At 41.1% G+C, this 20,869-nt stretch carries 17 protein-coding genes and 3 pseudogenes; 13 read left to right on the top strand and 7 right to left on the bottom strand.

Annotated features, from left to right (window positions below):
- Positions 1–65: 65 nt before the first annotated feature.
- From CAL6303_RS11590 to CAL6303_RS11580, 3 genes are all read left to right on the top strand, one after another.
- Positions 66–1,466, top strand: coding sequence for a cache domain-containing protein (locus CAL6303_RS11590; RefSeq protein ID WP_015198030.1), 1,401 nt, complete (start codon positions 66–68; stop codon positions 1,464–1,466).
- Positions 1,467–1,677: 211 nt separating this feature from the next.
- Positions 1,678–3,915 carry a hypothetical protein gene (locus CAL6303_RS11585; protein WP_015198029.1) on the top strand — a complete coding sequence of 746 codons (2,238 nt, stop codon included), beginning with the start codon at positions 1,678–1,680 and terminating at the stop codon, positions 3,913–3,915.
- 119 nt (positions 3,916–4,034) lie between these two features.
- Positions 4,035–6,608, top strand: a complete 2,574-nt coding sequence (locus CAL6303_RS11580) for a hypothetical protein (RefSeq protein ID WP_144051037.1) — start codon at positions 4,035–4,037, stop codon at positions 6,606–6,608.
- A gap of 5 nt (positions 6,609–6,613) precedes the next feature.
- Here the strand turns inward: CAL6303_RS11580 and CAL6303_RS11575 are convergent, their stop codons facing one another.
- Both CAL6303_RS11575 and CAL6303_RS28460 read right to left on the bottom strand, forming a co-directional pair.
- A complete protein-coding gene (locus CAL6303_RS11575; RefSeq protein ID WP_015198027.1) occupies positions 6,614–6,811 on the bottom strand; it encodes a tetratricopeptide repeat protein in 198 nt (65 codons plus the stop codon).
- Positions 6,812–7,258, bottom strand: coding sequence for a hypothetical protein (locus CAL6303_RS28460; RefSeq protein WP_015198026.1), 447 nt, complete (start codon positions 7,256–7,258; stop codon positions 6,812–6,814).
- Positions 7,259–7,549: 291 nt separating this feature from the next.
- On the opposite strand from CAL6303_RS28460, the gene CAL6303_RS11565 reads away from it, so the two are divergent.
- Positions 7,550–7,753 (top strand): hypothetical protein, encoded by a 204-nt coding sequence (locus tag CAL6303_RS11565; RefSeq protein WP_238993795.1) that lies wholly within the window; start codon positions 7,550–7,552, stop codon positions 7,751–7,753.
- Between the two features lie 74 nt (positions 7,754–7,827).
- On the opposite strand, the gene CAL6303_RS11560 is transcribed toward CAL6303_RS11565, so the two are convergent.
- From CAL6303_RS11560 to CAL6303_RS31090, 4 genes and pseudogenes are all read right to left on the bottom strand, one after another.
- Complete coding sequence (locus CAL6303_RS11560; RefSeq protein ID WP_015198025.1) at positions 7,828–8,229, bottom strand: type II toxin-antitoxin system VapC family toxin; 402 nt, start codon at positions 8,227–8,229, stop codon at positions 7,828–7,830.
- Positions 8,217–8,462: a hypothetical protein gene (locus CAL6303_RS11555; RefSeq protein WP_015198024.1), complete on the bottom strand. Its 246-nt coding sequence runs from the start codon at positions 8,460–8,462 to the stop codon at positions 8,217–8,219. The genes CAL6303_RS11560 and CAL6303_RS11555 overlap by 13 nt, the downstream gene beginning before the upstream one ends.
- Before the next feature lie 98 nt (positions 8,463–8,560).
- Positions 8,561–8,827, bottom strand: a pseudogene (locus CAL6303_RS11550) (IS66 family transposase); the annotation flags it as partial.
- A 141-nt stretch (positions 8,828–8,968) separates the two neighbouring features.
- A pseudogene (locus CAL6303_RS31090) lies at positions 8,969–9,131 on the bottom strand (ISAs1 family transposase); the annotation flags it as partial.
- 160 nt (positions 9,132–9,291) lie between these two features.
- Here CAL6303_RS31090 and CAL6303_RS11540 point away from each other — a divergent pair.
- A complete protein-coding gene (locus CAL6303_RS11540; protein WP_015198023.1) occupies positions 9,292–11,193 on the top strand; it encodes a DUF3370 family protein in 1,902 nt (633 codons plus the stop codon).
- 304 nt (positions 11,194–11,497) lie between these two features.
- On the opposite strand, the gene CAL6303_RS11535 is transcribed toward CAL6303_RS11540, so the two are convergent.
- The gene (locus CAL6303_RS11535) at positions 11,498–11,752 is read right to left on the bottom strand and encodes a hypothetical protein (RefSeq protein ID WP_015198022.1); all 255 of its coding nucleotides are present in this window, start codon (positions 11,750–11,752) and stop codon (positions 11,498–11,500) included.
- 130 nt (positions 11,753–11,882) lie between these two features.
- Between CAL6303_RS11535 and CAL6303_RS31085 the strand changes: the two are divergent.
- The 8 genes and pseudogenes from CAL6303_RS31085 to CAL6303_RS11495 form a co-directional block, all read left to right on the top strand.
- Positions 11,883–12,047: pseudogene (locus tag CAL6303_RS31085) on the top strand (FAD-dependent oxidoreductase); the annotation flags it as partial.
- Between the two features lie 1,431 nt (positions 12,048–13,478).
- Positions 13,479–14,012, top strand: coding sequence for a general stress protein (locus CAL6303_RS11525; RefSeq protein ID WP_015198020.1), 534 nt, complete (start codon positions 13,479–13,481; stop codon positions 14,010–14,012).
- 69 nt (positions 14,013–14,081) lie between these two features.
- Positions 14,082–14,765 carry a BON domain-containing protein gene (locus CAL6303_RS11520; RefSeq protein ID WP_015198019.1) on the top strand — a complete coding sequence of 228 codons (684 nt, stop codon included), beginning with the start codon at positions 14,082–14,084 and terminating at the stop codon, positions 14,763–14,765.
- A gap of 232 nt (positions 14,766–14,997) precedes the next feature.
- Positions 14,998–15,351 carry a DUF5335 family protein gene (locus CAL6303_RS11515; RefSeq protein WP_015198018.1) on the top strand — a complete coding sequence of 118 codons (354 nt, stop codon included), beginning with the start codon at positions 14,998–15,000 and terminating at the stop codon, positions 15,349–15,351.
- A 135-nt stretch (positions 15,352–15,486) separates the two neighbouring features.
- The gene (locus CAL6303_RS11510; protein ID WP_015198017.1) at positions 15,487–16,515 is read left to right on the top strand and encodes a zinc-dependent alcohol dehydrogenase family protein; all 1,029 of its coding nucleotides are present in this window, start codon (positions 15,487–15,489) and stop codon (positions 16,513–16,515) included.
- Positions 16,516–16,564: 49 nt separating this feature from the next.
- A complete protein-coding gene (locus tag CAL6303_RS11505; RefSeq protein WP_015198016.1) occupies positions 16,565–18,136 on the top strand; it encodes an oleate hydratase in 1,572 nt (523 codons plus the stop codon).
- Positions 18,137–18,170: 34 nt separating this feature from the next.
- Positions 18,171–19,172, top strand: a complete 1,002-nt coding sequence (locus CAL6303_RS11500; RefSeq protein ID WP_015198015.1) for an NADP-dependent oxidoreductase — start codon at positions 18,171–18,173, stop codon at positions 19,170–19,172.
- 152 nt (positions 19,173–19,324) lie between these two features.
- Positions 19,325–20,863, top strand: coding sequence for a phytoene desaturase family protein (locus tag CAL6303_RS11495; RefSeq protein ID WP_015198014.1), 1,539 nt, complete (start codon positions 19,325–19,327; stop codon positions 20,861–20,863).
- Positions 20,864–20,869 lie beyond the last annotated feature (6 nt).

The following is a 20,869-nucleotide window of genomic DNA, read 5'->3' as shown; positions in this document are numbered from 1 at the left end:
ATTTACTGACTCAATTAAAATTATTAATTCATAAATCTTAAATTCCTAACCATTACCTTAAAAATATGCCTAAACTTTCTCTTAGTAAAACTCTTCCTATTGCTTTTCTCGTTCCCTTATTAACATGTGTAGGACTGTTGGGAGTCACAGCTGTCTTAACAGGACAAAAAATAGCTGGAAAATTTTCCCAGCAAAGTATGGAAATACTTAGCGAGCAAATTAAACAAAGACTGAATAATTTTCTTGATTTACCCCATATCATTAATCAAATTAATACTGATGCAGTAGAGATAGGGCAGTTAGATTTACAAAAAAATAAAAATATGGAGATATTATTATGGCATCAAATTCAAGCATTTAAGGAGGTTAATGGTATTCAGTTTGGCTCTGAATTTAATGGAGAATTATACAGTGTTGTCCGAGAAGAAAAAAAAGGAGAACTTTCATATAATATTGCTGATTCTTCTACCAATATGGATGCTGTTGTTTTCTCAACTAATGACAAAGGAGATAGAGCCAAAGAAATAAGTAGAATTTCAAAGTATGATGCTCGCAAACGTGAATGGTACAAGATAGCTATTGAAGCTCGTAAAGCAATTTGGACACCAGTTTTTCCGAAGAAAACTACTAAAAATACTCAACTCCGTTTATCAGCAGTGCAACCTGTTTACGAACGAAAAAATGGTAAACTTTTGGGAGTTTGGTCTGTAGACTTTTTTTTGAATCAAATTAGTGATTTTTTAGTTGAAATCACCAAGAACACTTCTAGAGAAATTTTTATTGTTGAGCCTAATGGCAAATTAATTGCAGCTTCTACAAAAATACAAGTATTTGATGACAAAGGCAATCAGTTTTCAGCAAAAGATTTTAATCAAGAACCTTTAATTAAAGCAACATCTGAGTATATAGAAAAAACAATTCCAGGTGGTTTTGCTAATATTCCTGGACAAAAACACTTTAAATTTTATTCACCTGATCGCGAATTAAAGCTAGTGAAAATTACCAAGTTTTTTGATGATGACAAACAATACAAAGGTCTAAATTGGCTAGTAGTGATAGTTGTACCAGAAAAGGAATTTATGCAAGATGTAAATAGGGTAAGAATCTTTGCTATTGTCATGGCATTTGGTGTTGTGGTGTTGAGTTTGTTTTTAGGAGTTTTAGTGACACGCTGGTTAGCTAAACCAATTTTGGGACTTAGCCATGCCGCTGAAAAAATTACTTCTGAGGAATTTGATTTGGCAAGTTTGAAAATAACTCTTGAACCTATTACTAAACGTTCAGATGAATTAGGAGAATTAGCAGATATATTTCAAAAAATGGCACAAGAAGTATATGAACGGGAGGTTGACTTAAAAAACAAAGTGAATCAATTAGCAGATAGAGCGAATAAAGCGACGTTAGCCAAACAGTCAAATGTACAAGAATTATTAGCGCGATCGCAAAAAGCTAGGGATAAGATTTAATTCGGAGGAAATAGGGAAAGGACAAAATAACTCAATACGGTTCAGTTAAGGAGGAAGAAGGTAAGAATAAGACTGATGTTCTATACGCTATTGATTCTAAAAGCTAATAACTAACAGCTAATAGCTAATAGCAATTTTTGCTTAACTGAACCGTATTGGAAAATAACTAAGGACTAATAAGAGCTAATAAAAACTAATAGATAATAAATAAATGCTAAAATCTAAAGAGAAAATTTTAACCAAAATCGATACTAATCAACTGGAATTTAAACTAGGGGGAGTATCTTTTGATGTAACAGTCATTAACAATAGTGATGGTTTTGCAACATTTCAGGTAGAACTACTCGCTGATATTGCAAAGGGAAATATTAGCGATGATTGGTACAGAATATCTCCAGATGTTTGTACTAAAAAACCACCTGGAGATTCAACAACATTTACTATTAGGATAATTGATATTCCCAAACGTGGGTTTGCTGGGGTAATGACTTTGACTGTCAGGGTATTTTCTTTAGAATTACCCCCATCAGAAGAAAGTCGTCAGGTAATTAGACTATTAATTCCTGGTGATGGAATTCCTGCACCACAAATCGAATTACTTAGTCAAGAATTTAATCGCTATCCTGGTGAAGTTTTTCAAATACCCATTTCCATAGAAAGCTTGAGTCAAAAAGCAAGTAAGATTACTCTGCGTTTAAATGGTTTAGATTTATCTTGGTTTCCTAAAGGTAGAGAAAGGGATTTAAGACTTCCAGGTGGTAGTAAAATTAGAGAAGTATTTGAGTGCCAAATACCTAACGATTTCATACTTGCAGAAAGTAAACATTACGATTTTACAATCGAAGCTTCTCAGTTAGATACTACTGCGGTTCGGGTTGATGGTGTTGTCAAGGTATTACCACGAGGTTATGTAGATTTTAATTGTAAAAAAACAATTCCTTCGCTTGCTGATGTGGAATTACCCAAGAAAAATCGTTGGTTGTTTTGGAAGCAATATTTAGCTATTCAAGAATTTTCCTTGGAATTTGACAATCAAAGTAATCTTTGCCAAGAAACAACTATTAAAGTCATTGACTTAGAAGCATTAGATAAAAAAAACCTCAAGTTTCCATTTTGGTTTAAGTTTGGGGATACAAAAAAGAAGCAAAATCAGGAAAATATTTTAGAGACTGAAGCAAAAGAAAAGCAAAATAGTTCCTTGACATGGGAAATTTTCCCCGAACAAGCTAATTTAAGTTTGAACAAACCAACAAATTTTAACTTCAAGGTGCAGCATAAACGACCTTGGTTTGGTTGGACTAAACTAAAATACATCCAAGCACAAGCAATAACTTCAGACGATCGCATTGAAGTTCGCAACGATACTCAAACCCTGGAATTAGCTGTTCCTCCAATGTTACCCCTATGGTTGCAGTTAGGAGGACTTTTATTAGGGTTTTTAATCGGTTCCACAATTGTGAATCGTTCATTTTGGCTAGAACAACAACACAGTCAACCAGTGAATTCGCTGCGTTTAAGTGGACTGGGAAGGGAAGCCGTAAGTGGTTCCAACGACCAAACTATTCGACGTTGGTTAGTACAAGATAATAATTTGCGTCCTTTGGATGTATTGCTACGTGCAGATAAAGCGGTACGAGTTGTACGTTACCGTCCAGTAAATAACGACCAAATTGCAATTGGTTTTGAAAATGGTGAAATTCAACTGGTAAATTTATTATCAGGTGAAGTTTCTTTACCTTTGAGTAGTAACAACCAGAAAGATGACCGAGTATTCGACTTAGTATTTACCAAAGATTCCCGTTCTCTGTTTAGTGGTCATGGTAGCGGTATGGTATGGCAATGGAACATTCAAGATGGAATTCCCCTAAATCAACGCATACAGCGTTCCATACAAGTTGGATTTGCGGTTAATACTTTAGCACTAGTGGGACCAGATGAAAATCATGTTGCGATCGCAGGTAGATTTAATCAACTTACCCTGTGGAATCTGAAAAATAACCAACTTCAGCCTATGAAAAATTACGGTGTTGATAGTCAAGAAAATTACATAAATAGTATTGCTACTGTCGATAAAAAGCCCTACATGATAGCAACTGCCGATAATCAAGGTAGTATAAAAACTTGGAATTTGCGTTCTTGCCTCACAGGAAAAGATAATTGTGAATTAATCGAAGAATGGGTTCTCGACAAACAAGCAATTCGGTCTGTAGCTTTTAGTTCCGATGGTTGTTATTTAGCTAGTGCAGGAGACAACGGTCAAGCGATTTTATGGTCATTAAATAGTAAAGGAGAACGCAGAGGTGATGGTCAAGTGATTTATCAATCATCAAAGCCATTAAAGAGCATAGATCTAAACCGCGATCGCAATCAATTATTAATTACTACTGCTGGTGATGACCCGCAAGTTAGATTACATCGTGTCACAAAAGCAATTTCCAGTTGTCAATAAATTTGCAGAAGGTAAGTGTGGGAAGTATTGAAAAGATGCCTCCTCGCAATCTTCCTCATCTCCCCCATCCTCCCTCTCCCCCCCATCTCCCCCATCCTCCCTCTCTCCCCCATCTCCCAATGGTCAACAATAACTTAAACTCCGCACTTTCAACTTTCAACTTCGATACAACCGATCGCTTACAAAATTTAGCGATTAAACCATTAGCTGTAATTATTAGCGCTTCCGGTCAAGATAATGTGACACCTGGTTCAACCTTTCACCTCAGCATGATGGTGACAAATAAAGGTAATCAAAGCGCTGTCATTGAAGTTTATATTCAAGAAGAATCAAAAGGACTACGACAGTGGTGTAAGTCAGGACAAAAGCTCTTGGCATTGGGAAGCGATCGCAGTGAAGAGGTGATCTTTGAATTTGATATACCTATAGATACCCTGCCAGGACTTTACAACTATATCGTTGTAGTTGATGCTCCCGACGATTACCCAGAGTATACGCCCATTCAATACCAACAATATCTGCAAATTGTTCCAGCCACTGCCGATATTATTAATTCTAGTGACCCCACATTTATTTCATACCCAACCACTTCTCCAGATAGTCCATCAATTATTCAACCAGGAGGAGCGCTAGCAGTTCAGATTTTAGTGCAAAATAGAGGCGATCGCGTTGATAAATTTCGCCTTATTTGTACAGATCTGCCCAAAAATTGGGTGAATATCACCTATCCACAAGTTTTCCAAGGTACAGGATTAATCATTGAAACTGATTGTCTCAATCTCAACCCAGGTGAAAACGGACAAATTTCTCTATTAATTAATCCCCCAATCAGCACCCTTGCAGGTAAATATATTCCCACAATGCGTCTGCATTCGGAGAATAACCCGGAATTGAAGTTACTAGACTTGCTTTATCTAGAAGTTGCACCCACCTACCAATTACAAACCGAACTGCGATCGATTATTAGTCGGGTTAAATCCAAAACAGGAATTTACCAACTGCGATTAACCAATACAGGTAACACACCGCGAAAAATAAACGTCAAAGTTCAGGAATTAGAAGAAAATCACATCTGCAACTATACCTTAGAACAATCTCAAGCTCTGATTTTACCTCAGCAAACAGTCGCAGTTGACTTGCAGATAAAACCAAAAAATCGCTGGCAACGTCCCTTTATTGGTGGTCCCAGAATAGTCAACTTTAACATCGATTTATTCGATCACCAAGAACTACCCCTAGCACCCAATAATTTCCCCGGAATGCTCTTGTGGGAAGCACGTCCTTGGTGGCAAATACTGCCATTGATATTATTGATGCTCCTATGTCTGGGTACAAGCGCTTACTTTATTTGGTGGTTTCTCTTTAGAATTCCCCCCTCACCCAAAATCTGGCAATTTTACCCCGAAGATAGCGCTTACGCAGCCATTAACGCTGATACAGTCAGTCTGGGATTTGAAATTAGCGACATCAACCGCTTAAAATCCTTAAAAATAGTTGGTATCTCAGCAGACGGCAAACCCCTCACCCGTCCCCAAGAATATGACTTTAGCCAAGGAGTACCAGCAACATTACAATCCTTCTGCACCCAACAAAAAAATCTTTTAAACTGTCGAAATGTTCGCACAGGTGCGCGTAAACCCGGTACTTACATCTTTGAAATGAGTACCCAACCCAAACCCGGACGAGGAGCAGCCACCGACAACATCAAAACTAATCCAGTTGCGATCGCACCGATTCCCCAACCGGAAATTATCGCTTTTGGTTCCACCCAACCAACCTACCAAGAATTTAGTCTCCTCAATCCCAACCAAAAAGAAGCTAAAAATAATCCCAAATCTCTAAATAAAGACTTTCAAATTCGTCTTAACTGGGCAATTCGTAATGCAAGTCAACTACGAATGGTACAGTTAATCGGTCGCACACCTGATGGATTAGCAGTTACCCCCGTCAAAAACTTCGACTTTAGTCAAGGTATTCCATCTCAGTTAAAAAAATTCTGTGCTGCTGGAGAACCCCTAGTTTGTTTTAACATGACAACCAACCTCAAAAAGCCAGGGGATTACATCTTTGAACTCAAAGCAATTTCCCAGGACAGCGAAAACCAAAAACTAGAACCCAGCAAAACCGAACTAATTAAAATTATTCCCAAACCACCCCAAATCATCAGCTTCAAAATTAACGGCAAACCTGCACCTACAAAATTAATGGTTCCCATCACCCCAGGTAAACCAGTTCCCAAAATCGTCCTCTCTTGGGAAATTGATGCAAGTGAAGGTACAAAAGTCGAATTACAACCAGCACCCGGAACAGTCCGTCTCAAAGACTCCATCTCCTTCCCCCTCGAACCCAAACCAGCAAGTATTCCCATCTCACTACAAGTTACCACCACAACAGGTCAACAAATTGTGCGATCGCTTATTTTAGAAACATATGACCCCAAGGCAAAGGACCCAGCAATAGTTGCCGCAGAAAAAATGGCAGAAGCAATTAGTAAATCTCAGAAAGAAGCAGCAGAATCTGCTCAAGCTGACCAAAAAGAAGCAGCAGCAAAAGCTGCCAATACCGAAAAAAACACCCCAGCAAATGCAGCAAACATCAACGCTGCACCTGGTTCAGTTCCCGAAGATGAAGAAGATAATACCAAATCCAAAAATCCACCTACCCTCTTACCGATACCTCTACCACCTCAATAGTCTATCTAACCTGACAGCAGTTTTGTCAAAATTGCACGACCTTTGTGAGGGTTGGCAGCTTGCAAAAGAGACTTAACGGGAAAAGTCAGATCGTAGGATTCGATCGCTTCTTCGTACCGTCCTAAATAATGCAGCGCCAAACCCCGATTGTACCAATATTGATGAGAATTAGGTGCTTTTTCGCTATTAGGTATAATTGGCACTTAAAGCCTGTTGGCATTGAGTTTACTGACTATTTCAGGCGTTTTCAAGATACCTTTTTTTCCTGACGTGCCGTTTTTACTCAATAGCGCTTTTTCTTTGTTTGTTTCCTCTTCTATGCATTTCCCCAACAATTTCCTCCCAATCTCAGATGCAATCTCACCCAGCTCCCCACAATCAACCTCACCCAACCGCACCATCCGCGTTGCCAACTCCCGATTTTCCCCATCACTAGCTAGCAAATTCTCACCAGAACGCCGCAACCATTGCAATAAATCAGCTTCAGCAATATTTTTGCCATCTAAAAAACCCTTGACCCGTCCGTGACTCCAATCTTCGTCGTTGACCTCAGCTAACAACTGAAAGTTCCTTGACAACAGGCTGCTGAGGCGAAGAGACAAATAAGCGTCGTAAAATTTTTCTAACCACCGCCAAAGCCGCTTAATCATAATACTGAAATCAATATACGTGTTATCTCTAAAATCAATCGTAGCGATTCCATATCAGTATCAATGAGGCGATTTATATTTTTTTAATGAGTTTAGTTAAAGAAAATATGAAAAATAATTTGAATCATTCCTAAAAATCAAGGATTTACCCCACCAGTAATAATAAAACTTGCCCAATAATACGAATGCTCATAGGGCGGAACCTATGTATTAATTTTATCGTCGTCGTTTAACTGATGAGATGCGCGTTTATCTTGAAACACAAATAACAGCAGGAGCGTACAATAATATTTGCGAGATTTTTTAGATTTAGTACAGCAAGATCGAAAACGCAAAGCACAAGCAAAACTAGAGACTCTTTTACTCGAAGGTATCAATTCCCCAGGACAGGAAGTAACTTCAGAATATTGGCAAAATTTGCGTTCTACGGTTTTGGAAGAGAATAATATCGAACATCCAAACCAAGAATTACTAATAGGACTTACGCAATCGTAACGAGAAAACAAGACTTTGAGATTGCTTCCTTGCGTCGCAATGACGTAACTGCGTAGTCCTTGCGTAAGTCCTCACTAATTCATTAAATACCCATCAAGTTCCGAATATTGCGAAAACAAGCTATCTATACTGGCTAGCTTCGCTTGATAAACTAGTGTTGTGGCAATCATCAACCTGTCGAAAGGGTCTTTGTGGACAGCAGATAAACTAACTGCCTTACATGAAATTTCAGCAGTTATTGGGAATAATGTAACACCAGACGGCTCCAAAGCTTCTCGTAACCACTCATCAACAACACATGGTAATTCTAGCCTTAAGCGTTGTTGTGCTAAAGCAACCTCGTAGCAGGATACTGGTGAAATCCCAACAATCTCAGCAGTTTCGATAATTTCTCGCCAATGGGCTGGAAACCGCTCAAACTCTTGATTGATAAACCATATCCAAATATGCGTATCGAGGACGATTATTTGAGACATTCCCAATCCTGTTCTGAGACAATTGGGCTGACTAAATCCCCCAGGGTTTTACCTTTCCCGGCAATGGTGCTTGCAGGAACTCGACCTTGCGTTCGCGTAGCGACTCCTGTCGAGTCTCGCGCTACCGTATCCGGGAGAATTGTCACAATTACTCTCGCTTTGGATACTTTTGGCGCATCTGTTAACCACTTAACTTGACCGTTTTCAATAATGGCTTCGTAACTTTGAAGCATTTTATTTGCTAATTCCCAGCTAGTTGAGGTTTTGATATCTCCAAAATTAGCATAGAATATCTTGAACTAACTGAACAATCATCCTATTTCGTAAGGATTCAGGTAGCAGAAGAAGGAATAAGGGAGGGGGCAATAATTTGATTGCGAGTATGAGCTTGTATTGCGCTCGCAAAAAAGTCAATAACAGAACGTCCCTGACTTCTACAAGTTTGGACAACAGTTAATAGATTTGCAGTATCGCCAAATCTGTCAAGAGAACGGGAACCACCACTAATTTTTCGTTTAGTGACAGCTAACCGTAATGACCGTTCGGCTAAATTATTATCAGGAGGAACTTCGGGATGGTCGAGACAATACCACCATTGGACCAACTGCACGAAATTTATAGGGTGCTTTGATGGCTTGTGAGAAAATTATTCCTGCGCTGTCAGCTCTGTTTGTCCGCAAAAATATACAGATCACTTTATGAATTTGACAGAGGATTGTACTTCATTAATGATAAATAGATTGAAGGTAACATCCAATGTCCAATGCAAACCGTTTTCAACGCTCCAATGGAGGCGAATAGCTTGGTCTAATTTGTTCGCATCGCAATTCAAACTAGTAAGATAAAACTGCACTTCGCGGATTGTTTTGTTCACATAAATGTCTGACGCGCACTACCATTATCTTGTATAATTTAAAGTCAGTAATTCTGGAATAAAGAGCATTTTCATCAATGGCTGGCTGCTTCTGAAAGTACATTAACGCAAACCAGCAACAATAATATAAACTACTTCCTATATTTGCTTAACTACTGAAAACTTGATTCTCATCAATCCAATTGCCCATGCCATCATTACTGCGACTTCTGACCCTTTCTAGCATCATTGTAATTTTCCCGAACACTACAGCCCTGGCATTCAACGACACGCAAGAATACTGGGGAAATAATTGCATCCGCGAACTAAATTCCCGTAAATTAATTACCGGATACCCTGATAACACCTTTCGTCCCAATCTCACAGTCACAAGGGCAGAAGCAGCAGTATTGATGCTCAACGCTTTTCCTGACACCCCTAACAAACGTAACTCAACGCCATTTCGAGATGTACCCCCAACTCATTGGGCAAATAAAGCCATATCCACTGCATACCAAAAAGGCTTTTTCTCAGGATATCCAGGGCGAATATTTCAACCCAACCAAGCCATACCCCGCGCTCAAATTATTGGTGTCATCACAGGGGCAAAAAATTACAATTCCATCTCCAATCCAGCGCAGACATTACAAAAATACTTCCTCGATGCAGCAGAAATTCCTGGTTATGCTCAAAATGCGATCGCATCTGCGGCAATTAATAGCATTATCGTCAATTATCCCAACATCAAACAGCTAAAACCTAACCAAAGTGCCACCAGAGGGGAAGTTGCCGCATTGATGTGTCGCGCACTCAATATCTACACCATTCCCCCGCAATACATCGCTGGAGTGGAAGTAAAACCCCAACAAGTAAAGCCATTACCGGGAAAACTCGATACCATACCCACTTTCAACAGCAACAGTCCAGAATTAGTGGAAAGTGATGGAATTTTACTCTCAACCTTTCCCCCATCAGGGAAAAAAACACCCGCAGCACATTTAAATTATCCCTTTCAAGGCAGATTTGATATTTTTTCCCACCATATTGTCAGGGCAGAAACAGCAGCAAGAAATCGGACTGTTTATCAAGGCATTATTGTTCACAATCCAGGCAATCAACCAGTAACCTTAGAAATATTAAATGGAGCCAGTTATCTAACTCAACAAGCTCCCTTTATTCCCTTACCCGACATTCAAAACAATTCCCAAAATACAGTTTATTCGGGACCAGGAAGCAGGACAATGGGTGATGTATTGCAAGGAATGAGACAAAATATTTTCCCTGAGAAAATCGTTATTGAACCAGGTAAAAGCCAAATATTAGCAAATCTACCAATTCCCGTACTTGCACCCTCATCCAATGGTCGCACAACAATGATGCGTTTACAAAGTGACGGTGTAATTTATATTGCCAATTTAGCCATGACTGCTAATCGTCTCCCAACTTTACCTGAGTGGCAAAATTTACTCAATAATGGAAATTTGGCAGAAAAACGGGATGCCATACCCACACCATTAGAACCACCTAGAGAACCTACTGTATTCGGTCGAGTTGCTGGTGTTTCTCAAGGTGCAAAGTGGGAAGGGGTAATTACTGATAATTCCGAGGCGACAAAATTAACCATCCCAGAATCAGGTACAGCTATTTCTTACCCACTAGGAACGGTACATTTAGTAACTCTGGCAACCAAGCAGATTCAAAGTGCCAAGATGTTAGCTCGGTATCCCGATACGGCATATTTTGCTCATAGTAATTACGGAGTGGAATATGATTTGACTTTGCCTTTACATAACCCGACAAATCAAACTAAAACAGTTAATATATTAATCCAAACTCCCCTCAAAGATGAAGGTGGAACTGATAGATTATTATTTTTAAATCCCCAAGTCGAGCAAATATTTTTTCGTGGAACGGTGAAGGTAAGTTACGAAGATGACTTAGGTAAAATGCAGGTAAAATATTTGCATGTGGTGCAGAGAAGGGGACAGCAAGGAAAAGCTTTAGTGACGTTGCAATTAGCAGCAGGTGCGACAAAGAAAGTGGAAGTTGATTTTATTTATCCTCCCGATTCCACACCACCCCAGGTTTTGACCGTGGAAACTGCTCGATGAAAGTGTCTAACTCCAGCCCTCAGCGGTAGGCAATAATAGAATACACTCCAAATTGTTTTTTCTTGGGTCGGTTCTTCCGACGGGTTTGTTGTTACATTTTCTTCTTTTTAATCGCTTGAGATTTTTTCGGACTGGATGATTTTGTGAATTCGTTCAAAGTGTTAAAAGGGGTGTAGCTTGGTTTAGATTTAACATGGTTTTATACCAGTTTCAAAGGCAATTTTGGAGATTTGGTATAACGATGTGCCAATCTCAGAATCGCAAATAAGGTTTCGCTGTTGAAAAACACATCGATTTATCTTTATCAATCAGAAAAGTTATCGACTCGAATATCCCTCCAAATATCCGAAATTTGCCACCCTGAGTTACCAATGGATTGAACTATGGGGTTATCCCGCGCTGGAATATAGTTAGATTCTGTATTTTCTGTAATTAGCTGTTTTTCCTCCTCCCTCACCTCTGGGATATCCCTAGTATCCGGTTGAATATTTTGTTCTTCATCTTCTATTTTCTTGATTTTAAGCAGAAGTTGTTGTTCCGATTTTTTGATTAATGTCATATCTCAATTTCAAAGTAGGAATAGGATTTAACTGGTATATCAATGAAAACACAGATTTACTATCCTACATTCTAATGGTTAAACATGACACACTTAGGGAACACCAAGAAATAAATTTTTCAATAATGATCAGCGCCTCCAAACTCTTAGGCAGCAACCAATGCGTATTCAGAGTGGTAACAGTCGTTTGCCTGAAAAGATGGCAGCCTCTCTCAAGTCTCCTGTGCAGCTAAACAAAGTGGTAGAGTCGATTCGTTCTCAGCTAACAGGTGTAAAAGTTTACCTTTCCCTTTAAAAACAAACAATTCACAGGTAGTTAGAAAAGGACGGTTATGAGGAGATATCGACTCAATTTTATGCCTTCCAACTTCCAATGTTATTGTCTGTGCTGGATAGGTTTTAATCGGATACACTTGCTAGTTTTAATACATTAATTAGCAAAATATTACCTTTGTAGAGTCACAAATTACAGATGTAAGTATAGCGCTTCTCAGTCTGGTGAGGTACAAATTAAAATCTATATGCTTTTATGTATCAGCTTTAGATAACAATTGGTGTACTTCATCTGCTTGGGAAACGCTATAGGTGGGTGTTGAAAATTGTAGTTATGACAAGGTAGTAGGTGTTACCCTGAGCTTGTCGAAGGGCATTAGGGGTAATAGGGGTAAGCGCAAACATTTGGGGTGGCTGTGCCTAGGCTGTTGACTTTGTTGAAAATTGGGCGATTTTTGGTACTTTTGTTCGTGGCGTTTAATATCTCGCTAAAACCCTATCAAAATCAAGCTTTCAGCCATCGTGACTATCCACGTTTTTTGAATGAATGAAATCCCGAAAAAGTCACAGAGTCAACAGCCTAGGCTGTGCCTCCTGTTAGGGTTTGTAAGAAGACTTTGAAGCTAATTTACATTACGTTACATAGCGGAAACTTTTTTGGGGGCTTCCGCCTCCAAAAATAGTTTCCAAGAAGTTGTGTTTATTCCCACCTACTTATCTACCTCTCAAGATATTCACCTTTATAACCTAAGATAGATGGTAAAAAATCGACATAAACAGAGCATGAAGCTACGAAAGAGTTGTTTAAGTTTTTATCAGTCAAATAAATTAATTAATTGTCAAGACTAATTTAATTTTATGGCTGTTAATTTAATGACGCTTTATGTGAATTTTAGAAACAAAATATCCTAGAGGTAGCCTTATCAATACTACAATTGATAACTTCACAAAACAACTTCACGGCAATTTAGAAGCGATTGAAAACCGAGCAAAATCTCTAAGGGAAAGTGTTCAATCTGCACCGAAAAAAACTCAAGCAGAGATTCAATCTAAGCTCGATGAAGCGAAGGCAAAGCTAGAAGCTAAAAAACAAGAATTTGATGAGTATCGAGCAAAACTCAAAACTCAATTTGAGGAAAAAGAATCTGAAGTAAAGTCCCACGTTGAGGAATGGAAAGCAACTCGCAAAGTCAAGAAACTGGAGCATCGGGCAGATAAAGCTGAAGACTATGCTGCTACAGCAATCTTCTTAGCAATGGCAGCGATGGAAGAAGCCGAAGAAGCAACATTATCGGCAATTTGTAGCAGATTAGATGTAGAAACTGCTGCGGGAACTACAAAATAAGTAAGACATGATTTAACCAAACATGTCAGGAATTAGTTGAGATAGATGAGCATCTGATGCTTATCTATCTGACTACAAAATAAACCTTGGAATAAAGGAAACAAACTCATGACACATACAATTGTCGCTCATTTTCCCTCTCATGTGGAAGCAGAAAGGGTTGTATTGGAACTGCAAAAAGAAGGTTTCGATATGCAAAAACTTTCAATCATAGGCAAAGACTACCAGACTACAGAACATGTGCGCGGATTTTTGACCTGGAAAGATACTGCCAAAACTGGAGCCGCTGGAGGTGCTTATTGGGGTAGCTTTGTCGGAGGTTTGTTTGGTATTTTAGCAGGGGCTGGAGTGCTATTTATTCCCGGAATGGCTCCTCTCATCATTGCAGGTCCCATTGTGGGAGTGTTGGCGGGCTGGTTGGAAGGAACACTTATTGGAGGAGCCAGTGCTGCTGCTGTAGGGGGACTAGCAGGTGCATTAGGAGGGTTAGGAATACCCAAGCACGAGGTACTGAGGTACGAGACTCAAATCCAAGCAGGCGAGTTCATCATCCTTGTGACAGGCAGCAATGAGGATGTCAGTCAGGTAAAACAAATGCTAGACAAAATGGGTCACAAAATGGGTATGTCAGTTGCTGTCTAAAGCTTTGAACTCAGGCATCATAGCAGGTAGTATTGCGTTTCACTAATCAACCAGTAAACAAAAAATAACATGACAAATACCATAGAAAAGACTGACGTAGAACTAAAGACTGATGTGCTTTCCGAACTCAAATATGAGCCAAGTATAAAGGTCACAGACATTGGTGTTTTGGTGAAAGATGGAACCGTGACACTCAATGGCTACGCAACCACTTATAACGAGAAACGGGAAGCCGTGCGCGCAGTTAAACGGGTTGCTGGGGTAAAGGCAATTGCAGACGACATCGAAGTTAAGCTACCAAGTTCCATGCACCGCACAGATGGGGATATCGCTACCGCTGCTGCAAATCAAATCGCCTCGTGTACGATAATCCCAACAAAAACCATTACTCCAACCGTTCGTGAAGGCTGGATCACATTAGATGGTCAGGTAGAGTGGTGGTACCAAAAAAATGCAGCCGGAAACGTTGTGCATTATCTGTCAGGTGTCAAAGGGGTGTCTAATAATATCTCGATTAAACCCAAGCTGACGACAATGGCAGTTGAAACAGCTATCCAATCCGCGTTCAAACGAAGTGCTTTGTTTGATGCTAGCAAGATCCAAGTGGAGACTTCCCAAAATGAGGTGGTGCTCAGTGGGAAAGTTCGGAACTATAGTGAACTTGAGGAAGCTGAACGAGCAGCCTGGGCTGCTCCAGGGGTGTTCTCGGTGGATAATAATCTCACGCTGGAGAGCTTTGGTTTTGATACATAGCGCTAAAGCCCAACTACAGACGAGGTAAAGTCTATTTGGTGGGCTACTAGTAGCAGTCCCCCAACCCAAAATTATTGGGTAAGGCTGGGAATTAGGGATTCATATTCTTGGGTTTCCAATTTTCAATCACTCCGCAAAGTTTACTTGGTGGACTACTAAGTAAAATTTCTCTTGCCTTTTAGCACTGAGTAAAGTACCCAAATAAATTACTAATTTTTTACAAGGAATCATAATGGTAAATAAAATCGACGTAAACAAATCTGTACCACAGGATCGATGGGGCGAGTTTTTCGATCAATTTTCAGATGGGAATCGTGGGAGGCATATTTCTCTCGAAATTATCGGTTCAGAACTCGGTGACGAAGAATTGATTAAAAATGCACCTTTGATGGCGATGGTTTATGACCCACCGGGGAAAGGGGATGACTTATTAATTGAAATCGGTCGAGATGAAGTAACTTACGCTCACACGATTGATTCACCAACTGAAGTTTTAACTGCACAGAACTCAAATGGCGTGATGATGGCAGTTTCAGTTACTAATGTGGCTGGAACAAAAACATTAATCAAGCTACAAGCTACTTAAATAGCAGTTAAATAAAGTGGATGAGATTCAAGTACAAAATTGATTTTCAAAACTTGTATTTAAAAACTTTTGAGAGAAAAGAATTGCAAGTTACAAAATCCATGCTTCTAACTATTTATAACAGGAAAATCGATTGTGAAAGCAACTGTCTATTACGCTCCTGGTGATGTAAGAGTCGAAACCGTTCCCGACTCTACTATTCAAGAACCAACTGATGCCGTTGTGCGGATTACCCATGCCTGCATCTGTGGCTCCGATTTGTGGTTTTACCGAGGGTCAGATGATTGGAAACCCGGATGGCGCACGGGTCACGAATGGATGGGTATTGTCGAAACGGTTGGTTCGGATGTGCGGAATTTGAAAAAGGGCGATCGCGTATTAGCTCCGTTTGCTTTTTCGGATGGCTCCTGTGAATTTTGCGGCAAAAGTCTACAAACTTCCTGTATCCAAGGTGGCTTTTGGGGTGGAACCAATGATGGTGGACAAGCAGAAGCTGTGCGCGCTCCCTTTGCCGATGCCACACTAGTTAAAATTCCTAGGGAAGTTGAAAACGATGATGCCTTACTCACCGCAATTCTGCCGCTCACAGATGTGATGGCAACTGGACATCATGCGGCTATTTCTGCTGGAGTACGAGCAGGTTCGACAGTGGCAGTGGTTGGCGATGGGGCAGTGGGACTGTGCGGCGTTTTAGCAGCAAAACGACTGGGAGCCGCTCGAATCATTCTACTGGGCAAACATGAAAAACGCATTGAAATTGCCCGTCGCTTTGGTGCTACCGATGTAGTTAAAAGCCGCGATCAACAGGCGATTGATGAAGTACAAGAGATGACTAAAGGGGGTGCTGAGGCAGTCTTGGAATGTGTCGGCACGGAATCTTCTTTCAGTACGGCGATTGAGATTACACGTCCAGGTGACACGATTGGTTATGTCGGTGTTCCACATGGCAGTGTGAAATTGGCAGGGATGTTTCTCTCAAATATTACCTTGCGGGGTGGTGTTGCGCCCGCGCGGGCTTATATTCCGGAACTGTTAGCAGATGTGCTTGCGGGGAAGATCGATCCCTCTCCCGTGTTGGATCTGACAGTCGATCTGGATGGTGTTCCAGGTGGTTACGCGGCAATGGATGAACGAAAAGCAATTAAAGTTATGGTGCGGCTTTAATACGCTCCAAAATTCAGCATCAATCACGCTTATTTGGGAGTTAATTGACATGGGTAATGAACTGAATGCTTATTTACTAGGTGGTGGTATTGGCTCTATGGCAGCCGCAGCCTTTATGATCCGCGATGATGGCTTCTGTGGGGAAAATATTTTCATTCTGGAGGTAAAGTCCGTCGTGGGGGGAAGTATGGATGGAGCCGGAAACCCTACCGATGGCTATTCGTTACGTGGTGGGCGAATGTTGACAACCGACAATTACGAATGCACTTGGGATTTATTCAAATCAATTCCCTCCCTAAATTTCCCTGGGAAGTCAGTATTTGACGAAACAATGGAGTTTAATCAGCAGCACAAGTCAAATTCGATGGCGCGTCTAGTTGATCGTCGTCGGGGGAAAGTTCCGGTAAGTTCCATGGGCTTTTCCATGGCAAATCGTCAAGAATTACTCAAGCTTACCCAAGCTGGTGAAGCTGAGTTAGGTGCTAGTTGTATTACAGATTGGCTGTCTCCAGAATTTTTCGAGACTGAATTTTGGTATATGTGGGTGACTACGTTTGCCTTCCAACCGTGGCACAGTGCTGTTGAATTCAAGCGTTATTTGCATCGCTTCATGCTGGAATTTACTCGAATTGAAACCCTGGGTGGGGTTAAACGTACCATTTACAATCAGTATGATTCATTGATTCTGCCCTTAAAGAGTTGGCTGGCTACCCAAAATGTCCATTTTGTCTTAGATTGCCAGGTGATGGATCTGGAACGCACCACCGCAAAGGGGAAGTTGGTAGTGACAGGCATTCATTATCAACAAAGTGGTGAAAGCAAAACCATCTCGGTTAAAGATGGCGATCTGGTTTTTCTGCAAAACGGCTCGATGACTGATGCCTCAAGTCTGGGTTCTATGACTAGTGCGCCCAAGAAGCTGACGAAACAGGACTGTACTAGTTGGAATTTATGGGAAAAGCTGGCAGCAGAAAACCCTGATTTTGGGAATCCTGCTGCTTTTAATAGCAGTATTGCTGAATCTTGCTGGGAGTCTTTTACCGTCACCCTGAAAAACCCTAAATTCTTCGACAAGATCCTGGAATTTAGTGGCAATCAAGCGGGGACTGGCGGATTGATCACGTTTAAAGACTCTAACTGGCTGATGTCTATCGTGCTTGCCTATCAACCCCATTTTATCAATCAGCCTGCTGATGTCCAGGTGTTCTGGGGATATGCACTTTTGCCCGATCGCGTGGGTAATTTTGTGCCTAAACCGATGGATGAATGTAACGGTGAAGAAATTCTCCGCGAACTCTGCGGTCATCTCCGCTTTGATTTGGACATTGTGGAATCGGCAAACTGTATTCCTTGCAGAATGCCCTATATCACCAGTATGTTTATGCCTCGTTTACGTAGCGATCGACCGTTACCGATCCCTCGTAGCTCCAAAAACCTCGCCTTAATCAGTCAGTTTGTGGAAATTCCTGATGATGTCGTCTTCACAGTCGAGTATTCGGTGCGAGCCGCTCAGATGGCAGTCTACGAATTTTTAAGTATAGATCGCCCCATCCCACCTATTTCGCACCACGACAAGTCACTGCATGTGCAGTTTGAGGCTTTAGTCAAAGCATTTAAGTAAGTTTACTGAAAAGGTGGATAATCAGGAGCAAATTATGACAGATGTAATCAGTCGCGAGGTTGTGCTAGTTTCTTACCCTAACGGACTTCCCAACGCAGATAACTTTGCGATCGCGCAAACCAAACTAGAGCCACTTCAAGATGGGCAGGTACTTGTTCGCAATCTCTATATGTCAGTTGACCCATATATGCGTGGTCGTATGAGCGACAGGAAATCATATGTTCCACCTTTCGAGTTAGGCAAACCACTTAATGGCGGCGCAGTTGGCGAAGTATTAGAGTCACGCGCTAAGGAATTCAATCATGGCGATATTGTGACTTCCAGCTTTGGCTGGCGAGAATACTTCATCGCAGCACCAAAAGAGTTGCATCTAGTCAGCCAGGAGGTGCAACCATTATCAGTTTATCTCGGTGCTCTTGGGATGACGGGCATGACTGCTTGGGTGGGATTAAATTTGGTAAACGTCAAAGCTGACGATGTGATTTTTATTTCGGGAGCCGCAGGTGCGGTGGGAAGTGTGGCTGGGCAACTAGCCAAATTGCGTGGATGCCGTACAATCGGTTCCGCAGGTTCCATGGAAAAAGTCAAGTTCCTACGGGAAGAATGTGGATTTGATATCGCTTTTGATTATAAAGCCGCTCCTATCCTCGAACAATTGAACCGAGAGGTTCCAGATGGGATTGATGTCTATTTTGATAATGTGGGAGGTGAAATGCTCGAAGCGGCGCTCTCGGTATTAAAAGTACATGGGCGGATTATCGCTTGTGGTGGCATTTCTGGTTACAATCAGGAGAAGCAGCCTGGTCCTTCTAATCTATTTAATATGATTACTAAACGGTTAACGATGAAGGGACTAATTGTTAGTGATTGGCTAGCTCATCAGAAAGAATTTGAACAGGAAGTAGGTAAATATTTCCGAGACGGAAAACTGAAGAACAAGGAAACAGTGGTAGTCGGAATCGACCAAGCAGTGAGCGCGTTCATCGGACTATTTGAAGGAAAAAATGTTGGCAAGATGGTGGTGAAATTGGATTAGCTTGCCTCCCAAGCTAGTTGTGCCTTGCCTCAGACAATTCATTGCGTGTGCAGTTTTAGGCTTTAGCCAAAGCGTTTAAGTAAGTTTTGCCTTTACTAACGGGCGTTTCAACGGGACAGAACTCAGATTTTTATTTTTCGAGGAACTCTCTTATGAAACCGGATTACCTGATTGTCGGTAGTGGTTTATCAGCATTAGTCTTTGGCGCTTTGATGGCAAAGTCTGGCAAGACTGTGCAAATTCTCGAAGCCCATGAGCATCCCGGAGGTTTTGGGCATACGTTTACGATGGCTAAAAAATATACGTTTAATGCTCAATTTCACTATGTTTGGGACTGCGGTGAAGGGCAAACCGTCAATCGGGTACTCAAAAAATTAGGGTTAGAGCAAGAAGTAACTTTTGAACGTTATGACTCGGAAGGCTTTGATCACATGCGATCGCCAGAGCATAGTTTGGATATTCCCTCGGAGCCAGAAGAACTGATCCAGCGATTGTCTGCTCTGTTTCCCGCTCATGGCGATCTGATTCGCAAATTTGTCAACGAAGTGGAAAAGACTGGTGCAGGTTTGAAAAAACTCTCTCCACCGATCAAGCCAATTGAACTGCTCAAACATTCAAATGAGGTATTTTCTGCTGTCCAGTATCTCAATAGCACACTCCAGGATGTATTTGATAAGTTTCAGCTACCCCAAGCCGCTCAAACCTTATTAGCCCTGCAATGGCCTGATTTTTTGCTCCCTCCCAATCAACTTTCATTCTATGCTTGGGTTATATTGTTCCGAGGCTATCAAGCGGGTGCATTTTACCCAACCCAGCATTTTGAACATGTGATTAATTCCTTGGTCAATGTCATTGAATCGCATGGGGGACAGGTATTGCTCAACCATGAAGTTACGAATTTTAGAGTCACAGACAGAACGGTTACGGGAGTTCAGGCGATGGATCTCACTACCCATCAAACACATGAATTTACAGGCGACACCGTAATTTGCAATATTGACCCCAAAAAAGCCGCCAAGATGATCGGGGAATCGCAGTTTTCTAAAAGTGTGCGCCGAAAACTCAACTATGAATATTCGGCATCTAACTACATGGCTTATTGCGTCGTCAAAGATATCGACCTGCGAGAGTATGGATTTGGCAAGTGGAATCTTTTTCATACAGGGCATCACGATCTAAATGAAGCCTTTGCACAGATGTATGATCGCAATGACTTTTCTAATCCTAGTTTTGCCATCACAACACCCACTTTATTGACTACAGCGAGTGGGGATTGCCCAGAAGACTCCCAGATTGTGGAATTCCTCACTGTTGCTAATTACAACTACTTCCAGGAATTACGAGATAATGACCGCAAAGCTTACAACCAGAAAAAACAAGAAATCTTAGACTCCATCCTCGATGTTGTGGAAGAACACTATGTACCTAACTTTAGAAAATATATGGTCTTTCACATTACAGGTAGCCCTACTACCAATGAGCGTTTTTGCTGGTGTCCCAATGGGAATTCCTACGGCTCCAGTTTGATACCGCGCAATATGGGTATGGGGCGACTGAATCACGAAACCTCACTCAACCATTTCTATTTCTGCAATGCCTCATCTGGCTATCCGGGCTTTGCTGCCACTTTTTGGACAGGCGCACTGCTGTATCAACGGTTATCCGGTGACATGATTTTAGGCAACAGCTAAACAGGT

This window comes from Calothrix sp. PCC 6303, assembly GCF_000317435.1.
Classification (GTDB): domain Bacteria; phylum Cyanobacteriota; class Cyanobacteriia; order Cyanobacteriales; family Nostocaceae; genus PCC-6303.
Note: the sequence above shows the minus strand (reverse complement) of the source record. Positions and strands in the feature narration are given on the sequence as shown.